Source organism: Halomonas sp. BL6, assembly GCF_006228115.1.
Taxonomy (GTDB): domain Bacteria; phylum Pseudomonadota; class Gammaproteobacteria; order Pseudomonadales; family Halomonadaceae; genus Vreelandella; species Vreelandella piezotolerans.
On record NZ_VDGL01000005.1, the window covers coordinates 347,164 to 364,686 of the forward strand.

Below are 17,523 nucleotides of genomic sequence, written 5' to 3' on the forward strand. Positions count from 1 at the left end.
CGCACTAAAACGCTGCCTGCAGCAGTATGCTGCGGGCAGCGTTCAACAGCGAAATACTGGCTAGAAACTAGCGATCTCTCCAGGTGTAAGCTCACGCCACTCGCCTGGGGCAAGGTCATCAGGCAGCACTACGTCACCTACCGAGTGGCGGTGCAACGCAGTAACATGATTGCCTAACGCGGCGAACATGCGTTTTACCTGGTGGTAACGCCCTTCCGTAATGGTTAGCTCCGCTTTCTTGGGAGTCACGAATCGAAGGATGGCCGGGTGCGTCGGTGTTTCTTCACCCTCAAGAAGAATCCCCTGAGCGACTTGCTCTACTGCCCATTCGGCGGTCTCGTCTTCCATAGGGTCGGCAAGCTCGGCCACGTAGACTTTAGCACAGCGATGGCGTGGCGAAGTCACCCGATGAGACCATTGGCCATCATCAGTCAGCAGTAACAGGCCGGTGGTGTCCACGTCTAAACGCCCGACTGGCTGTAATCGTTCGACCTTGGGCACGTCGATAATGTCAATCACCCGCGGATAGAGCCCCCGGCGCGCCGTGCACTCCACGTCTGCGGGTTTATGCATCATCAGGTAACGAAGGCCCACCAAGGTAAGCCGTTCGCCGTTGAGCAGTACCTCATCGTTGCCGGTATCAATCTGGGTGGCCGCCTGTTTGATGTGCTCGCCATTGAGGGTCACTTCTCCGTTTTTAAGCGCACGTTTTGCCAAACTGCGAGTCAGCGGTGTGGTTTCACTTAAAAAACGATCAAGCCGCATTATTGCCCGACTCCTGGCAGTAACGTAAAGCGATCGGCATCTTGCCAAGCAGGAAATTTGTCACGAAAAGCATCGAGTTCCGTTTTATCTAACACCCCCGTTTCAATGAACGGAGTATGGGCGGGCTGGTCGATCAGCGGTTCGCCTTTAAAATCGACCAGCATGGAGTCGCCGCTATAGGCCAGCCCCTTGGCATCTTCACCCACACGATTTACCCCTACCACATAGGCGAGGTTCTCTACCGCGCGTGCTTGTAACAGCGTACGCCAGGGATGTCGACGGGGAGCGGGCCAATTGGCGACGCACAGGATGGCATCATACTCGAAATGTTCATCCTCTGCTGGCTGTTGGCGCATCCAAACGGGAAAGCGTAGGTCGTAGCATACGCTCAATTGAAGCTTGAACCCCTTGAGTTCGACGATATGGCGCGTTGACCCCATCCCGTAGCGCTCGTGCTCGCCAGCCATGCGGAACAGGTGACGCTTATCGTAGTAGTGCAATTCACCGTCAGGCGTCGCCCAAACCATGCGATTGTAGTATTGGCCATCATCTACAATGGCCACACTCCCCGTCAGAACACAGTTTCTCGCCTGCGCCTGGCTCTGTAGCCACGCCACGCTCTGACTCTCGGCCATGGGCTGCGCCATCTCACGAGAGTTCATGGTAAAGCCTGTGGCGAACATCTCGGGTAACACGATCAGATCCGTATCGCGACCATCCAAATCACCGAGCAGCGCCTCTAAATGTTCATGATTGGCTTGCGGGTCTTCCCAACGTAAATCGCACTGCACCAAGCTAGTTTTCAATTGGCTCATGCCACGTCTCCTTTGCGTCGGTGTGTTCGTTGATAGTGTGCTAGATTAGCATTTTTACTTAATGAGGCTGCTATGCTTCCATCCGCTACGCGAGACCCCGAGGCGGTAAAGGGCGTTATGTTCGGCTTGACGGCCTACACTATGTGGGGGTGCTTCCCGCTCTTTTTTGCTCTATTCGATGGGGTCCCGGCTCTCGAGATTTTGATACATCGAATTTTATGGTCGTGCCTATTTCTGGTGGGATTGATCAGCATACTGCGGCGCTGGCCGCCGGTAATGGCTGCGCTGATCGAGCCCAGACGTCTAGGGCGTGTACTGGCCTGTGCGCTGCTCATTGCCTTTAACTGGGGCATTTACATTTATGCCGTCGAAACCCAACAAGTGCTTCAGGCCAGTTTAGGCTACTTTCTCACCCCTTTGGTGAACGTGGCACTGGGTATGCTAGTGCTGCGTGAAGTGATGGCCAAATTACAGCTAGTGGCCTTGGGCCTTGCCAGCCTGGCGATTACCATTCAGTTCGTCATGCTAGGCGAGTTACCGTGGATTAGCTTACTGCTAGCATTGAGCTTTGGTAGCTATGGATTGTTTCGTAAGCAGGTGCCGCTGGATGGATTATCGGGACTTTTCGTAGAAACACTGCTGCTGTTTCCTTTAGCGTTGCTCGCGCTCACGTGGATGAGCTGGCAGGGAGCGTCGCACTTTTTGCATGATGCCCCTATGTCTGCGCTTCTCGTCGTAAGTGGCGTTTTGACTGCCCTCCCTCTTATGGCGTTTGCTGGTGCGGCCCGCCGCCTACGATTAGCAACGCTGGGATTTCTGATGTACATCAACCCCAGCATCCAGTTTTTGATTGCGCTGACGGTATTCGGCGAGCCGCTAGGCCTGATTCAACTCGCCACGTTCATGATGATCTGGACGGGCTTGGCGCTCTACTCTTGGTCATCCTGGCAGTCACGCCCGCGCCAGGCGATGGCTTGAGTTCGCCAGCACTGCCTGTTGATCGCTCAAACCTTCGGCGGTTTCTTTTTCGGGCTGATACCCTACCCGGAAACCGCCCCAATGTTTGCCGTTGATATAAATAGGCACGGAGAGGTCATGCATGATCTCTCCCGTATCGCGTTTGTAGGTCTGCAGTAACAGTGGCTTTTCGTGGGTACCACAGCGACTCCCGGTTGGGTCGTCAAAAATACGCTTGCTGCGGCAGTATTTGAGATCGTGCTCATAGTCGCCAGTCGGCTCACGACTCACCGCCGCGTTATGGGTGGGTACGTAACCATTTCGATCACAGGCAATGGCATAGCTTAGGCTATATTCACCGAGTAGCGGCTCTTGGAGCGTAGGCAGTTGCTGATCAGTGAAGTGGTCATATCCCGTGTGGTAGAGCGGTGGCCGTGTACCGTCTATGGGTGCATAGTCGGGCTGGAATAGCATGGCTTCGGACAGCTCTCCTCGGGCAATAGCCGCCTCGAACAGCTTTCCGATATGATCGGCAGTGCGCCGAGCGGCTAGAAAGACCGTTTGATGCCGCCCTAGCAGCCGCTGTTGCGCTAGCTCGCCGTCGACCCCTTCGGCAGCGTCCATCAGCGCTCGCGCTTGTAAGGCGAGTTCATGCATGTTGCGATTGCCTTCGTCGACATCCTTCTCCAATTGACGCAGGCTGTCGGCGACGGTTTGGCTGTGCGCTCTGGTGCTGCTCATTGCCTCTGCAACGCTGGTGATCTCTTGCTGAACTTGATCGAACTCTTCGGTCATCGTCGCTAAACTGCTACCCACCCGCTGCATACCTTGAGAACGCTCGCGTACCCGGGTCATCAAATCGCCCATCGTAACCACCACGCTATGGCCACTTTGGTGCATATCTTTAACCAACTCGTCGACGCTCTGCGTAGCGGTAGACGTTTTCATCGCCAGATTACGCACCTCTCCTGCGACGACGGCAAACCCCCGCCCATGCTCACCAGCGCGAGCCGCCTCAATAGACGCATTCAGTGAGAGAAGATGCGTTTGCTCTGCGATATCTTCGATCATGGAGGTCACATTTCGAACGCGTTCGATTTTATCGTTGAGCGCCGTTAACATCTCAAGCGCTTGGCTAGAGCGTTCGGCCACCTCGGTCATGTCGTGAATGATCGCCGTCAGCTCATCGTGATTGTGATGGCTCGCCTGCCGTGCGCTCTCAGCCAATGCGGCCACATGAGACGCACTGGCGCTCACCTGCACGATAGCGGTGTTGATCGCGCTCATGCTCGAGGATGCCTCGCTTGCCATACCCTCCTGTTTGCCCAAGCGCTGAGCCATTAGGTCGGCATAGTGAGACACTTCTGCCGAGGCGATGGCGGTACTGCTAGCCCGTTTCATCAATCGGTACGACATGGCCCGCAAGGAACCGTAATCACGCAGCGGCTTCAGTAGTTCGCGCTGACTCGAAGGTTGGTGACCCGCGTTATAAATCGCATAAAGGGCGCTGGCCACCGCCGTCACGCCGGCTAGCGTTGCGCATACCAGTGCCGCATAGGCCCATGGCCCGGAAAGCGACACTAGCAACGTCGCCGCAATGATCAGTAGCAATGGTACAAGCCAACGAAATAGTCGCATATGAGTCACTCTTTTTTAATTGACGTTGTTGAGTTTTGAACGATGCGATAGGGAGAGGCTGCTCTCTCAGTGAGCTTAACGGGTTATGCTAATGAAATAAGTAGCACTTTGGGGGAAGGCCAACATAACGATGAGATAGCGTGGCCAATGCCGTCATTCAGCGCGTAACGCGCTAAACTATCAGTCCTTTTAACGTTACTTTGTCGATACCTATTCAGCAGATGCTCAGGAGCTTATGTTCAAACGCTATTTGCCCATCTTCAACTGGCTACCTCATTACCATCAGCGTTTGCTCGGGGCAGACCTTCTGGCAGGCTTGATCGTGACCGTCATGGTCATTCCTCAGTCGTTGGCGTATGCACTGCTGGCAGGTCTGCCAGCGGTCGTGGGGCTATATGCGAGCATTCTGCCCCAGTTGCTTTATACCCTCTTGGGCACTAGCCGCACGCTGGCGGTGGGGCCTGTGGCGATCATAGCGCTCATGACAGGCGCTGCCCTCTCATCTGTGGCGGCACCAGGGTCAGCGGAGTACGTTCAAGCAGCCCTGGTACTATCACTGCTATCAGGCGCTATGCTGATGGCCATGGGTGCGCTGAAAATGGGCTTTTTTAGCAACTTTTTGAGCCACCCGGTCATATCTGGCTTCTTGACCGCTTCAGGCATATTGATTGCCGTTAGCCAGCTAGGCAGCCTACTGGGCATCTCCAGCAGCGGCTTTACCTTGGTAGAACGCCTGATGACGCTGCTTCCCAACCTCTCCACCTATAACCCCTTTACCATGGCCATTGGCGGAGGGACGCTGCTGTTTCTGGTACTGATGCGCCGTTACGGCAAACGAAGTCTGATGTCATTGGGCGTGCCCGTCACGCTCGCCGATTTGATCACCAAAGCTGGCCCGGTATTCGCCGTGATCGTCACCACGCTGGTCACGTGGTATTGGCAGCTCGCTTACCGCGAAGACGTGGCGGTCGTCGGCACCATACCCAGTGGCCTGCCCGCCTTGAGTTTTCCCTGGGGCGATGTGTCACTCTGGCGGACCCTCATCATCCCCGCCATGTTGATCAGTTTAGTGGGCTTCGTGGAATCGGTCTCGATGGGTCAAATGCTGGCCGCTAAGCGGCGCCAGCGTATTTCTCCCAATCAAGAGTTGATTGGATTGGGAGCCGCCAACTTAGCGGCTGGATTCACCAGCGGCATGCCCGTCACGGGCGGGCTATCGCGCACTGTCATCAACTACGATGCAGGGGCACAAACGCCGGCTGCCGGAGCCTTTGCCGCGCTCGGTATTGCACTAGTGACCATGGCTTTTACTGGCTGGCTCTACTATCTGCCCATCGCCACTCTGGCAGCCACTATCACGGTCTCTATTTTGACGCTGGTGGATTTGCCCATGCTGCGCCAAACCTGGCGCTACTCCCGCAGCGATTTTGCCGCCATGGCGGTCACTATTCTGTTGACGCTGGTGGAAGGGATCGAAGCGGGGATCATTGGCGGGGTGACGCTCTCTATTGCACTTTTTTTATACCGCACCAGCCGCCCTCATAGCGCGCTTGTGGGCCGAGTGCCCGATACCGAGCATTTTCGTAACGTGGAGCGGCACGATGTGGAAACCGTCAGCAACGCAGCCCTACTGCGCATCGATGAAAGCCTCTACTTTGCCAATGCTCGCTATTTGGAAGATACCGTCTACAACTTGGTGGCTAGCCGCCCAGAGCTCGAGCATGTCGTGCTGATCTGTTCAGCGGTCAACTTGATCGATGCCTCTGCCTTAGAGAGCCTGGATGCCATCAATGCCCGCTTGAAGGACTCCGACGTCAAACTACACCTGTCCGAGGTAAAAGGGCCCGTGATGGACCAGTTGAAAAAAAGCGACTTTCTGGAAGCGTTAACCGGGCGAGTGTTCTTAAGCACCTACGCCGCATGGCGGGAATTTTCTTAGCTTTTAGCCTCATAACTTTCTGAAAAGCCAGGCAACCGCCTGGCTTTTTACATTGCACTAAAGACTATTTGTAGTCGCCTATGAGAACAGCGTTGACAGCCTCTCCGGCCTTACCTACTATCACTCGACCACTAAGCAAAACCAAATACCGCATAGCAAAACAAAATGTAATCGAACGTAACACCTCTAACAGTAACAACCACAATAAAGGAGCATTTCAATGCATCCGTTTGCTCACCGCCTGTTAATCGCCGCCCTTCCGCTCTCACTGTTAGGGGTGGCGGTCAGCCACGCTAGCGAAGTAGACCTCCCCAGCACCATGGCCTGGACCGCTTACGGCACCAACTCCAGCGGCTACGCTCAAGCTGTCGCCATCGGCAACATGCTGCAGAATAAGTACGACTCATCGGTACGCATTCTGCCCGGCGATAACGATGTCTCCCGTATGACGCCCCTCAAGCAGGGTCGTGTTGATCTGTGTGCCTGCGGCATTGCCAGCTACTATGGCGCGGAAGGGGTCATGATGTTTGCCGACCGCGACTGGGGCCCGCAGCCGCTGCGCGTGATCACGACCTCCACTGCATCGTTTGGACTATCGTTGGCGGTCGCAGGAGATCTCGGTGTCGAGACCCCAGCCGACCTAGCGGGCAAGCGCATTGCCTACATTCGTGGTGACGACGCGCTCAACAAAGGCACTGAGGCGTATCTCGCCTTTGGAGGCTTGACCTGGGATGACGTCGAACGCGTAGACTATCCGGGCTACGCTCGTTCCTTTGATGGCATTATTGCGGGTGATGTAGACGCCTCTTTTACCACCACCGTGACACCGCCCGCTCAGCAGCTTGCCAGTAGCCCACGCGGCGTCAGCTGGCCAGTACTGGATCCTAACGATGAGGCAGGCTGGGAGCGCATGGCTGCCGTCGCGCCCTATTTCCGCCCCCATGAAGTCACCGCTGGGGCTGGTGGTATCAGCGCCGATAATCCGGTGCCTAGCGCCAGCTACCCGTATCCGATTGTGGTCGCCAACCAGGATCTCGATGACAGCGTCGCTTACGGCTTGATCAAAGCGATGCAAGAGAACTACGACGACTATAAAGATAACGCGCCGGGGGCGGTGGGCTACGCACTCGAGTACCAGGATTTACAGTGGGTGATTCCTTTCCACGACGCCGTAGTGGAGTACTACAAAGAGATCGACGTGTGGACCGATGAGATGCAGGCCCACCAAGACCAGCTCGTCGAGCGGCAAAACGTATTGATGCAGGCCTGGGAGCAGTTTATGCAAGATGCCCCCAGCGATGCCGACACGTTTACCACCGATTGGATGGCCGCTCGCGCTTCAGCCCTCGCCGAGGCTGGATTCGAGCCGATCTTCGAGTAACTCGCCATGGGGCGGCGCTCGCCGCCCCTGCCGATGGATGGAACGCCCTATGAGCACTGAAACACCACCTGCCAACACGGCGCAGGTCAAAGAAAAAATCAGCCAAATTCGCGAGCTGCCACTGGCGCTTCGTTGGGTACCGGCCACCGTCACCGTGCTCCTCATGATGATGACGTTGGACTACCTGTTTAACTGGGGCTGGCTCACGTTCGTCACCGGGCTAGAAACGCAGTTTTACTACGCAGTGGTGGCACTGCTTCTGCCGCTGGTGTTTCTGCTATGGCCCATGCGCAGCAGCCAGCAGGAGCAACCCATTCCCTTGTATGACTACCTGCTGAGCGCCGCAACGCTGATCGTAGGCGGCTACTTTGTTTACAACGCCGTCCCTATTCTCGAGCGCGGCTGGGCGTTTGCCGCTCCTGATATCGCCATTTATTTCAGCTACGCCTACTGGTTACTGATCATCGAAGCCGCTCGACGGGCGGGCGGCCTGCCCATTGCGATCATTGCTGGACTGTTTTCTCTTTACCCGTTGGTCGCCGATATCGTCCCTGGACCTATCCAAGCGTTCCCTTCCAGCCTCTCTGAAACGGCGATGTACCACACCATGAGCACCGAAAGCATCATGGGGGTACCGCTACAGGCCTTCGCAGGCTTGGTGATCGGCTTTCTGGTCTTTGGCGTGGTGCTGCAAAAAAGCGGCGGCGGCAAGTTTTTCATTAATCTGGCATTTGCACTGCTTGGCCATGTGCGAGGTGGCCCGGCCAAGGTATCGATTTTCTCCAGCGGTTTGATGGGCTCCATGAGCGGCAGTGTGATCAGTAACGTGTTGACCACCGGGGTGCTCTCAATTCCCGCCATGCGCCGGATTGGCATGAGCCGCTCGTTTGCCGGCGGCGTGGAAGCCTGCGCCTCGACGGGTGGCGTGTTGATGCCGCCTGTCATGGGGGCCACCGCGTTCGTGATGGCAATGTTTCTGGACATTCCTTACGCCGCCGTCGCCCTGGCGGCGGTGATCCCGTCCATTCTCTATTTTCTAGGTCTGTTCATTCAAATCGATGCCTATGCCGCGCGCAACGACATCAAAGGCCTACCCGCCATTGAGCTACCCTCGATCAAACAAACGCTAAAAGAGGGCTGGTACTTTATTTTCGTTTTCGGCCTGCTGGTATGGATGCTGCTGGTCATGCAGCGCGAGGCCGTGGCCCCCTTCTACGCCACCGCCCTGCTGTTGGTGCTCAATCAGCTCTCCAAGCACAACCGCTGGGGCTGGAAGGATGTCACGGAGACATTGTCATCCGCGGCCAAACTGTTTGCCGAACTGATCGCCATTCTAGCGGGCGTTGGCATGTTGGTCGGTGCGCTCTCCATGACCGGCTTGTCGGGCACCATTGCCAACGACTTCATCAATATCGCTGGTGGTAGCGTGCCACTGCTGTTGATCATGGGCGCGGTCACCAGCTTCGTGCTGGGCATTGGCATGACCGTCACCGCGGCTTACATCTTCCTAGCGGTGGCGCTGGCTCCTGCACTGATTCAGGGCGGCGGCCTGGATCCCATGGCGGTTCACATGTTCATTCTCTACTGGGGCATGCTCAGCTTTATTACCCCTCCCGTCGCGCTGGGTGCCTTTGCAGCAGCCACCGTGGCAGGCGCCCGCCCGATGGAAACCGGGCTGCAGGCCATGCGTCTAGGCAGCGTGATTTACTTTATTCCTTTCCTATTCGTACTCAACCCTGCGCTGATCATGCAGGGCGAACCACTGATGATCGTTGCCGTGTTCATCCAAGCGGTGATCGGCATCGTCCTGTTTGCCTCTGCCATGCAAGGTTACCTGATGGGCGTGGGTCGGCTGGGCTACGGCGCCCTACAAGAAATGGTCATCCGCGCGCTCGTGCTCATAGCAGGCCTGCTACTGGCACTACCCGGTGGTGGCATGGTGCCCCTCAGCCAGTGGGAATTAATCGGCTTGGCCGCAGCGGCGCTGCTACCGGGCGTTGCGCTTGCGCGCCTAAGCCAACGCCATCACCAGCGTTCGCTCACTGCTAATGCTTAATATCACCCCGAGGAGTCTTATGAGCACAAAAACAACCCTCACTCTTGTACTCGGTAGTTTAACGGCGGGGTTGCTGGCGGCAGGGAGCGTCAGCGCCATGCCTAGCACCTTGAACTGGACAGCTTACGGCACCGGCACCAGCGGCCATGCGCAGATCATGGCGATTAGCCAGCTGCTTCAGGAGGAGCATGGCACCCAGTCCCGGGTCATTCCCGGTGAAAACGACACCATGCGCATGACCCCACTGAAAACCGGTCGTGTGGATCTGTGCGCCTGCGGCATTGCCAGCTACTACGGCTCCGAAGGCGTGATGATGTTCGCGGGGCCGGACTGGGGCCCGCAGCCGATCCGCGTGATTTCAACCTCCATGGCCAGCTTTGGGTTAGGCATGGCGGTAGCAGGCGACGTAGCGATGTCATCCATCGACGATCTTGAAGGTAAACGATTAGCTTATCTTCGTGGCGACGACGCGCTAAACAAAGCCGCCGAGGCCTATCTGGCGTTTGCCGGACTGACCTGGGATGACGTTGAACGTGTCGATTTCCCCGGCTACAACGCCGCCTTCGACGGTATTATCAGCGGTCGTGCCGATGCCGCTATTACTACGACGGTGACGCCTGCCGCCCAACGCTTAGCGGCAAGTCCGCGTGGATTGCAGTGGCCGGAGCTACCCACAGAAGACGAAGCAGGTTGGGCTCAGATGCTGGAGGTGGCGCCCTACTTCCAACCCCACGACGTCACTTCAGGCGCAGGTATTAACGCTGACCAGCCGCTTGCCAGCGCCAGCTATCCCTATCCGATCATGGTGGGCAACGCTGATTTAGCGCCAGAAACCGTCACCGGCCTGATTACCACGCTGGTGGAGTCGTTCGACGACTACAAGGATAACGCCCCGGGGGCCAGCGGCTATGCGCTGGAGAACCAAAATATGACCTGGGTAGTGCCTTTCCACGACGCCGTGGTCGAGTATTACCGAGAAAGCGGCGTATGGACCGATGACATGGACGCCCACCAAAACGCCCTGGTGGCGCGTCAGCAGCTTCTGATGGATACCTGGGATACCTACCAAGCCAATGCGCCAGAAGAGGAAACGGCGTTCATCGACGGCTGGATGGAAGCACGCCGCACCGCCCTTGAAGACGCCGGATTAAATCCCGTTTTCTAACCATGCAGCATCGCTATCCGCCAGCAGTTCTACACGTTCGGCCGCCTCTGGGCGGCCTTTTCTTTCGCTTTTTATTTCGCAATGCAAAATCATGTTTTGCATTATTGACTCCAACGGCCTCTTTCGCCATGATCACTGGATTCCAAATAACAACCTTAAATTTCACATAGCGAAACATGGGAGCCACTATGAGTGTTCACTATCAGCGACACGGCGAGGTCGGCGTCATCAGTATCGCGAACCCGCCGGTCAACGCTTTGGGCCAAGCAGTGCGAAGCGGATTGCTTAGCGCATTGAAAGAGGGCATCGCAGACCAACAGGCCAAAGCACTGGTGGTGATGGCAGAGGGGCGTACCTTTATCGCCGGGGCCGATATACGCGAGTTTGGCAAGCCACCCCAAGCACCGCTGTTACCGGATGTCATTACGCAATTAGAAGCCTGCCCCAAACCACTCATCGCATCGTTACACGGCACCGCGCTGGGTGGCGGCTTGGAAGTGGCACTGGGCTGCCACTACCGTGTTGCGCTGGCTGGCACCCGCGTGGGTTTACCGGAAGTGAAGCTGGGCTTGCTGCCTGGCGCGGGCGGTACCCAGCGGCTGCCCCGTTTGGTAGGTGTAGAAAACGCCTTGGAGATCATCACCAGCGGGCGGTTTGTGGAAGCCGCTGAAGCCCGGGATCTCGGCATCATCGATGCCATCAGCGATGCCCAAACGCCGCTGGAGGCAGGTTTGGCAGCGGCCCAAGCGATCCTCACAGGACAACGGCAGGCGCGCATTACCGGGCAGTTACCCTCCCCAGAAGCCAACCCCCAGGCCATTGCTACCATGCGAGAGCAGCTTGAAACCAGCGTGCCGGCACTGTTCTCTCCGTTTCGCATTGTAGAAGCCGTTAACGCCTGCACCAAAGCCGCGTCGCTGGAAGAGGGTTTGCGTCGCGAGCGTGAGCTATTTCTGGCTTGCATGGATTCTCCGCAGCGCGCAGGGCTGATTCACCTGTTTTTTGCCGCCAGGAATCCCCATGTGGTGCCCGGCGTCGACAACGCTGAGCCCTTTACGCGTATCGCCCTCATCGGTGAGCATCCGCTGTTCGACACGCTCCTGAAAGCGGCCCAGCGCTCTGAGCTCACGCTGACTCACACGCCAGACGCCAGCACCGAACTATGCCTGCTCGCCCCTGGCGAAGACGCAAACGCCTGCCCTTCTCAAGCGGTCACCGTAGCGCTGCAGCTACTTACCACAAATGCCTCAACATCGCCTCTCAGCTTAGTGCTTGCCGACCGCGGCCCTTTCCATGAGTTGGTCAATCACGTTGCCAACGCAGCCGATCAGCAGCGGGTGGCCTTAACGCTCAAAGCCCTGCGGGCCAACGTGGTGGTGACTCAGTGTCACAGCGTGCTGAGCACGCTCTATCACGCCACCGAGCAAGCCTTTGCCAACGATGCTCAGTCAGCCATGGAACAGGCGAGCCTGACGCTGGCGCAGCTGGGGGCCTGCTACCGCGAGAGCGATATCGATCTGCTGGCGGTGGAAGCGTTGGGCTACCCACGCCATTTGGGTGGGCCGCACCGCCAAGCCACCCTGCCATCCCCTTCACCGACTCACAAAAAGACGCCTTCCGAGGATCCACACTCATGAACCTGATGTTTAGCCCCGAAGAGCAGGCATTCCGCGAGGAAGTTCGCCGATTTTTAGCCGAGTCTCTGCCGAGCGACATCCGTGAGCGCGTTCGCCTAGGGCAGCATCTCCGCGCCGATGACCACATCCGCTGGCAGAATATTCTCAGCGATCAAGGATGGCTTGCGGCCAACTGGCCTGTTGAGCACGGCGGCCCTGGCTGGGGGCCGGTGCAGCGGCATATCTTCGACGAAGAGTGCGCAGCCGCCCACGCCCCTACCGTGGTGCCCTTTGGCGTCAATATGGTCGCGCCGGTGATCATGAAATTCGGCAGCGTCGAGCAGCAACGGCACTACCTGCCGCGAATTCTTAATAACCAGGATTGGTGGTGCCAGGGCTACTCCGAACCCGGCGCCGGCTCGGATCTGGCCGGTTTATCCACCCGCGCCGTGCGTGATGGCGACCACTACATCGTCAATGGCCAGAAAACCTGGACCACCCTGGGCCAGCACGCCAACATGATGTTCTGCCTGGTACGCACCGACCCCCACGCCAAAAAACAGGCGGGCATCAGCTTTTTGCTGATCGATATGCAGAGCCCCGGCATCACCGTGCGCCCCATTATCACCCTCGACGGCGCCCACGAAGTCAACGAGGTGTTTCTCGACAATGTCCGCGTGCCATTAGAAAACCGCGTCGGTGAAGAGGGCCAGGGCTGGACCTGCGCCAAGTTCTTGCTCACCCACGAGCGCACCGGAATTGCCGGGCTTGGTCACGCCAAGCAGGCGCTGCGTCATTTGAAGTCGCTCGCCACCCGTGTGCAGCATCGCGGTAAACCGCTTCTATCGCTACCCAGCTTTCGCCAGCGGGTGGTGAAAGCCGAGCTTGAGCTGATGGCGCTGGAAGTGACTAACCTGCGCGTGATTGCCGCCGCACGGGATGGCGGCGTTCCTGGGGCGGAAAGCTCGCTGTTGAAAGTGCGCGGCTCGGAACTGCGCCAGGAGATCAGCGAACTTACTCGCCGCGCACTTGGCCCTGCCGCCCTGCCGTTCTTCCCTGAGTTTCTCCATGGCGACGAGTCGCTAGATGACAACGACGCCCAAAGTGCTGCCGCCAGCGCTCAGTACTTTAACCGTCGCAAGCTATCGATTTATGGCGGTGCTAACGAAATTCAGAAAAGCATCGTCGCTAAAACCATTTTAGGAATGTAGGGAGTCACCATGGATTTTGCACTCACCGACGAGCAGCGCATGCTCGAAGAGACACTGACACGCTTGGTGGCCGACCAGGTCACCCCCGAGCAGCGCCGTGCCATGCTGGAAACACCCGTCGAAGGTGCCAGCCAGCTGTGGCGCACCTTTGCCGAGCTGGGCCTGCTGCACATGCCGTTTAGCGAAGATGTGGGCGGACTAGGCGGCGACGGCACCGACCTGATGATCATCATGCAGGCGCTAGGGCGCGGCTTGGTGCCCGAAGCCTACCTGTTTGGCCTCGTTATGCCCGGTCAGTTACTCGCCCTATGTGCCAACCCCACGCAGCAGGAGCGCTGGCTGGCTCCGCTGTTGGAAGGCGACCACCAGCTCGCTTTTGCTTGGCAAGAGCAAAACGCCCGCTATGATGCCTTCGATATATCGACCCAGGCGAGCCAGCAAGAGGGCCAGTGGCAGCTTAACGGGTGTAAAGATGTGGTCATCAACCTAGACAATGCCACCGCCACGCTGGTCAACGCCCAACTGCCCAGCGGCAAGATCGGGCTGTTCATCGTGCCTGCCAATACCCAAGGCACCACGGTACGCACCTATCGCACTATGGATGATCAGCACGCCGGTGACCTGACGCTGAATAACGTGACGCTGCCGCTAGAGAACTGCTTAAGCGAAGACGCAGGTGACGCGCTGGCAGCGGTGCTGGCGCTAGGCCGCGCCGCGCTGTGTGCCCAGGCCATCGGTGCCATGGAAACCGCCTGCGACCAAACGTTGGCTTACTTGAAAGAACGCAAGCAGTTTGGCCTGCCGCTGGCCACGTTCCAGTCACTGCAGCACCGCATGGTGGATATGCACCTGCACCTAGAGCAGTCGCGCTCCATGGCGATTCTCGCCGCCACCAGCCTCACGCTGCCTTCTGACGAGCGGGACTATAAAATCGCCGCGGCCAAGGCGTACTGCGGCGAGTCCGCGCGCTTTATCGCCGAACAGGCCATCCAGCTGCATGGCGGGATGGGCATGACCGACGAGTGCTATGTAGCCCACTACGCCAAACATCTGGTGATGTTCGATCACTACCTGGGCGACAGCGACTATCACCTTGAGACGGTGAGCGAACGGCTCGACGCCGCTTAAGGAGCAGCGCATGCAAAGTGAAGCAGCATCACTCGTACGCGTTGATACGACCGAGGAGGGTATCGCGGAAGTGACCATTGCGCGCCCAGCGGTGCGCAATGCTCTCAACGAGCCCACGGCCCTGGCGCTGAATGAGGCATTAGCCAACGTGGCGGCTGACCCGCAAGTGCGCTGTGTGATTCTCAGCGGTGAAGGCAGCGCCTTTTGTGCCGGTGCCGATGTAGCGGAATTCGAGAAGGCCACTACTGCGCCCGCCAGCGAACGGTTAGCCACCCTTTTTCTTCCAGCACTGCGCAGCATGATGACGATGGAAAAACCCGTGATTGCGGCGGTCAGCGGTGCCGCTGCGGGGATTGGTGTTTCCTACGTGTTGGCCAGTGACATGGTAGTCATGGGCCGCTCGGCTTACTTAAAGCTGGCCTTTATCAATATCGGTTTGATTCCCGATGGCGGTGCGTGCTGGCATTTGGTGCGCAAGCTGGGCCACGCCCAAGCGTTTGAGATGGCGGTGCTAGCTACCCCAATAGATGCCGAGCGCTGCGTGGCGCTGGGCCTGGCTAACCGAGCAGTGGAAGATGATCAGGTGCTAGCCGAAGCCCGCACGCTGGCACAGGCGCTGGTGGCGCAATCCCCCCAAGCGCTGGGGGCAACGAAACGGGCCATGCGGCAAGCGGGGAACCTATCGCTCGACGAAACCATCACGCTTGAAGGCGAGCTGCAGGATGCATGTAAGGCCACCGATGATTTTCACACCCGCTTGGCCGCTTTTCGTCAACGCCGCCGTAAATGATTGAGTGCCTGCTGATAATCAGCGCGCAGCGTGGCCACTTCATCGGCCACGCTATTCAGTGTGGTAATGCCCCCTACTCCCTGCCCGGCGCCCCAAATATCCCGCCACGCTTTGGCTTTGCTGCTGCCGCCTGATCCATAGCGCATGGCGTTTTTGTCACCCTCAGGCAGTGCCTCTGGGTCCAGCCCGGCCAGCTCGATGCTTTGGCGTAGGTAGTTACCGTGCACGCCGGTAAATAGATTGGTGTAGACGATATCCCCCGCGGCGGCTTCCAATACCATCTGCTTGTAAGCCGGCTGGGCATTGGCTTCCTGGGTGGCAATGAAACGTGTGCCCATATACACCATGTCCGCGCCCAGGGCCTGAGCGGCGACGATCTGCTCGCCTTTGGTAATCGCTCCGGCAAGCACCAGCGGGCCATCGTAAAACTGCCTAACCTCCGCCACAAAGGCGAAGGGGTTGAGCCGCCCCGCATGGCCGCCTGCCCCATGGCAGACCAAAATCAGCCCATCTACCCCGGCATCGATGGCTTTTTTGGCGTGCCTGATCGTGGTCACGTCATGAAACACCAGGCCGCCATAAGCGTGCACTTGCTCGACCACCCGGTTGGGCGCATGCAGGCTGGTAATGATCAGAGGCACCTTGAACTCAGCGCATAGCGCTATATCGTGCTCGAGGCGGTCATTGGTCGGGTGCACGATCTGGTTCACCGCAAACGGTGCGGCGGGTTGTTGCGGGTGCTGAGCGTTATAGTCGTCCAGCGTCTCGGTGATCTGCTGCAGCCACTCCCGAAGCACTTCCGCAGGCCTGGCGTTCAGCGCAGGAAACGCGCCAATAATGCCCGACTGACACTGGGCAATCACCAGCTCAGGGCCAGAAACGATAAACATGGGAGAGCCGATCACCGGCAGCGTCATGGAGGCAGTCAGTTGGGTTAGCATACGTGGCTCATTATCATTGTTTGTAAGCCCATCAGCGTGAAAACCCCAAAAAAGGGGTTTTAAAGCATGGCCAAAATAGTTGGCTTGGCCGGAACAGCCCGTAGCGGGGGTCTTTCGCCATGGCCGAAAAAATGTTCCCAACTTTTCCGGCATTCCCACCATCCATGGCGGTCAGATGGCGAAAGTAGCGCCCATGGACGGGTTTACAGCGCCCCCGCCTAGGGCTATTCCGGACAGCCTCCTAAACTTACAGCTTGCTTTCCAGCTCCGGCAGGATCTCGAACAGATCTCCTACCAGACCGTAATCGGCCACTTGGAAGATCGGCGCTTCGTCGTCTTTGTTGATCGCGACGATCACCTTGGAGTCTTTCATGCCCGCCAGGTGCTGAATCGCACCGGATATACCCACCGCAATATAAAGCTCAGGCGCGACGATCTTGCCGGTCTGGCCCACCTGCATGTCGTTGGGTACGAAGCCAGCATCCACCGCCGCGCGTGACGCACCGATGGCCGCGCCCAGCTTGTCGGCAATGCCGTCGAGCAGTTTGAAGTTCTCGCCGTTGCCCATGCCGCGACCGCCGGAGATCACCACCTTGGCACCGCCGAGTTCGGGGCGGTCGCTCTGCGCCAGCTCTTGCTTGACGAAGCGCGATTGGGTGTTGTCGACGACCACGTCCACCGCTTCTACCGTGGCGCTTCCGCCGCTGCCCACCGCATCGAACGCTGTCGTGCGCACGGTGATGACTTTCAGCGCGTCGTCGCTTTTCACCGTGGCGATGGCGTTACCGGCGTAGATCGGACGCAGGAAAGTATCGGCGCTGTCGACACCAATCACGTCCGATAGCTGGCTGACGTCTTTCAGCGCCGCTAGGCGCGGCAGGACGTTCTTACCCGTGGTGGAGGCGCTGGCCAGTACATGGGTATAGTCGCCCGCCAGCTCCACCAGCAGCGCGCCCATGGGCTCGGCCAGCTGGTGGGCGTACACGGCGTTGTCCGCCACGCGTACTTTGTTGACGCCGTCGAGCTGGGCGGCCGCGTCGGCGGCGGCCTGGACGCCTTCACCGGCCACCAGCACGTCGATGTCGCCGCCGATGGCTTGGGCCGCTGCGACGACATGGGCG

General features: G+C 58.3%; 14 protein-coding genes. 9 read left to right on the forward strand and 5 right to left on the reverse strand.

All coding sequences use genetic code 11. The features are described from left to right. Positions 1-60 precede the first annotated feature (60 nt). Together FHJ80_RS12865 and FHJ80_RS12870 are read right to left on the reverse strand one after the other, a co-directional pair. Entirely contained in the window at positions 61-765 is a 705-nt protein-coding gene (locus FHJ80_RS12865) for a pseudouridine synthase (RefSeq protein ID WP_139527698.1), read from the reverse strand. Beyond that, positions 765-1,580: an amidohydrolase gene (locus FHJ80_RS12870; protein ID WP_139527700.1), complete on the reverse strand. Its 816-nt coding sequence runs from the start codon at positions 1,578-1,580 to the stop codon at positions 765-767. Before FHJ80_RS12870 ends, FHJ80_RS12865 begins: the two co-directional genes overlap by 1 nt. Positions 1,581-1,652: 72 nt before the next feature. Here FHJ80_RS12870 and rarD point away from each other — a divergent pair, with 72 nt between their 5' ends. Continuing rightward, positions 1,653-2,558, forward strand: coding sequence for an EamA family transporter RarD (rarD, locus tag FHJ80_RS12875; RefSeq protein WP_139527702.1), 906 nt, complete (start codon positions 1,653-1,655; stop codon positions 2,556-2,558). Here rarD and FHJ80_RS12880 read toward each other — a convergent pair. Then, complete coding sequence (locus FHJ80_RS12880; RefSeq protein WP_139527703.1) at positions 2,532-4,175, reverse strand: methyl-accepting chemotaxis protein; 1,644 nt, start codon at positions 4,173-4,175, stop codon at positions 2,532-2,534. The two genes, rarD and FHJ80_RS12880, sit on opposite strands and share 27 nt — an antisense overlap. Before the next feature lie 235 nt (positions 4,176-4,410). On the opposite strand from FHJ80_RS12880, the gene FHJ80_RS12885 reads away from it, so the two are divergent. From FHJ80_RS12885 to FHJ80_RS12920, 8 genes are all read left to right on the forward strand, one after another. Then, positions 4,411-6,114 (forward strand): SulP family inorganic anion transporter, encoded by a 1,704-nt coding sequence (locus FHJ80_RS12885; protein ID WP_139527705.1) that lies wholly within the window; start codon positions 4,411-4,413, stop codon positions 6,112-6,114. A gap of 220 nt (positions 6,115-6,334) precedes the next feature. Further along, on the forward strand, positions 6,335-7,495 hold the full coding sequence (locus FHJ80_RS12890) for a TAXI family TRAP transporter solute-binding subunit (RefSeq protein WP_139527707.1): 1,161 nt from the start codon (positions 6,335-6,337) through the stop codon (positions 7,493-7,495). A 49-nt stretch (positions 7,496-7,544) separates the two neighbouring features. After that, entirely contained in the window at positions 7,545-9,551 is a 2,007-nt protein-coding gene (locus FHJ80_RS12895; protein WP_139527708.1) for a TRAP transporter fused permease subunit, read from the forward strand. 19 nt (positions 9,552-9,570) lie between these two features. Then, complete coding sequence (locus FHJ80_RS12900; RefSeq protein ID WP_139527711.1) at positions 9,571-10,716, forward strand: TAXI family TRAP transporter solute-binding subunit; 1,146 nt, start codon at positions 9,571-9,573, stop codon at positions 10,714-10,716. 188 nt (positions 10,717-10,904) lie between these two features. Next, complete coding sequence (locus tag FHJ80_RS12905; protein WP_139527713.1) at positions 10,905-12,353, forward strand: enoyl-CoA hydratase/isomerase family protein; 1,449 nt, start codon at positions 10,905-10,907, stop codon at positions 12,351-12,353. Next, on the forward strand, positions 12,350-13,543 hold the full coding sequence (locus FHJ80_RS12910) for an acyl-CoA dehydrogenase family protein (protein ID WP_139527714.1): 1,194 nt from the start codon (positions 12,350-12,352) through the stop codon (positions 13,541-13,543). The genes FHJ80_RS12905 and FHJ80_RS12910 overlap by 4 nt, the downstream gene beginning before the upstream one ends. A 9-nt stretch (positions 13,544-13,552) precedes the next feature. After that, positions 13,553-14,671 carry an acyl-CoA dehydrogenase family protein gene (locus tag FHJ80_RS12915; RefSeq protein WP_139527716.1) on the forward strand — a complete coding sequence of 373 codons (1,119 nt, stop codon included), beginning with the start codon at positions 13,553-13,555 and terminating at the stop codon, positions 14,669-14,671. A gap of 10 nt (positions 14,672-14,681) precedes the next feature. Next, positions 14,682-15,461, forward strand: coding sequence for an enoyl-CoA hydratase/isomerase family protein (locus tag FHJ80_RS12920; RefSeq protein ID WP_139527718.1), 780 nt, complete (start codon positions 14,682-14,684; stop codon positions 15,459-15,461). Here the strand turns inward: FHJ80_RS12920 and FHJ80_RS12925 are convergent. After that, positions 15,443-16,402 (reverse strand): nitronate monooxygenase family protein, encoded by a 960-nt coding sequence (locus FHJ80_RS12925; protein WP_139527720.1) that lies wholly within the window; start codon positions 16,400-16,402, stop codon positions 15,443-15,445. The genes FHJ80_RS12920 and FHJ80_RS12925 overlap by 19 nt on opposite strands. A 247-nt stretch (positions 16,403-16,649) precedes the next feature. After that, on the reverse strand, positions 16,650-17,523 hold an 874-nt coding region (locus tag FHJ80_RS12930; RefSeq protein ID WP_139527722.1), incomplete at its 5' end, for an electron transfer flavoprotein subunit alpha/FixB family protein.

Excerpts from the sequence above, each read along its gene's own strand:
- FHJ80_RS12865 (WP_139527698.1), bottom strand. The coding sequence starts at position 765 with ATGCGGCTTGATCGTTTTTTAAGTGAAACCACACCGCTGACTCGCAGT.
- FHJ80_RS12915 (WP_139527716.1), top strand. The coding sequence starts at position 13,553 with ATGGATTTTGCACTCACCGACGAGCAGCGCATGCTCGAAGAGACACTG.
- FHJ80_RS12885 (WP_139527705.1), top strand. The coding sequence starts at position 4,411 with ATGTTCAAACGCTATTTGCCCATCTTCAACTGGCTACCTCATTACCAT.
- FHJ80_RS12910 (WP_139527714.1), top strand. The coding sequence starts at position 12,350 with ATGAACCTGATGTTTAGCCCCGAAGAGCAGGCATTCCGCGAGGAAGTT.
- FHJ80_RS12890 (WP_139527707.1), top strand. The coding sequence starts at position 6,335 with ATGCATCCGTTTGCTCACCGCCTGTTAATCGCCGCCCTTCCGCTCTCA.
- rarD (WP_139527702.1), top strand. The coding sequence starts at position 1,653 with ATGCTTCCATCCGCTACGCGAGACCCCGAGGCGGTAAAGGGCGTTATG.
- FHJ80_RS12920 (WP_139527718.1), top strand. The coding sequence starts at position 14,682 with ATGCAAAGTGAAGCAGCATCACTCGTACGCGTTGATACGACCGAGGAG.
- FHJ80_RS12895 (WP_139527708.1), top strand. The coding sequence starts at position 7,545 with ATGAGCACTGAAACACCACCTGCCAACACGGCGCAGGTCAAAGAAAAA.
- FHJ80_RS12905 (WP_139527713.1), top strand. The coding sequence starts at position 10,905 with ATGAGTGTTCACTATCAGCGACACGGCGAGGTCGGCGTCATCAGTATC.
- FHJ80_RS12870 (WP_139527700.1), bottom strand. The coding sequence starts at position 1,580 with ATGAGCCAATTGAAAACTAGCTTGGTGCAGTGCGATTTACGTTGGGAA.
- FHJ80_RS12925 (WP_139527720.1), bottom strand. The coding sequence starts at position 16,402 with ATGCTAACCCAACTGACTGCCTCCATGACGCTGCCGGTGATCGGCTCT.
- FHJ80_RS12900 (WP_139527711.1), top strand. The coding sequence starts at position 9,571 with ATGAGCACAAAAACAACCCTCACTCTTGTACTCGGTAGTTTAACGGCG.
- FHJ80_RS12880 (WP_139527703.1), bottom strand. The coding sequence starts at position 4,175 with ATGCGACTATTTCGTTGGCTTGTACCATTGCTACTGATCATTGCGGCG.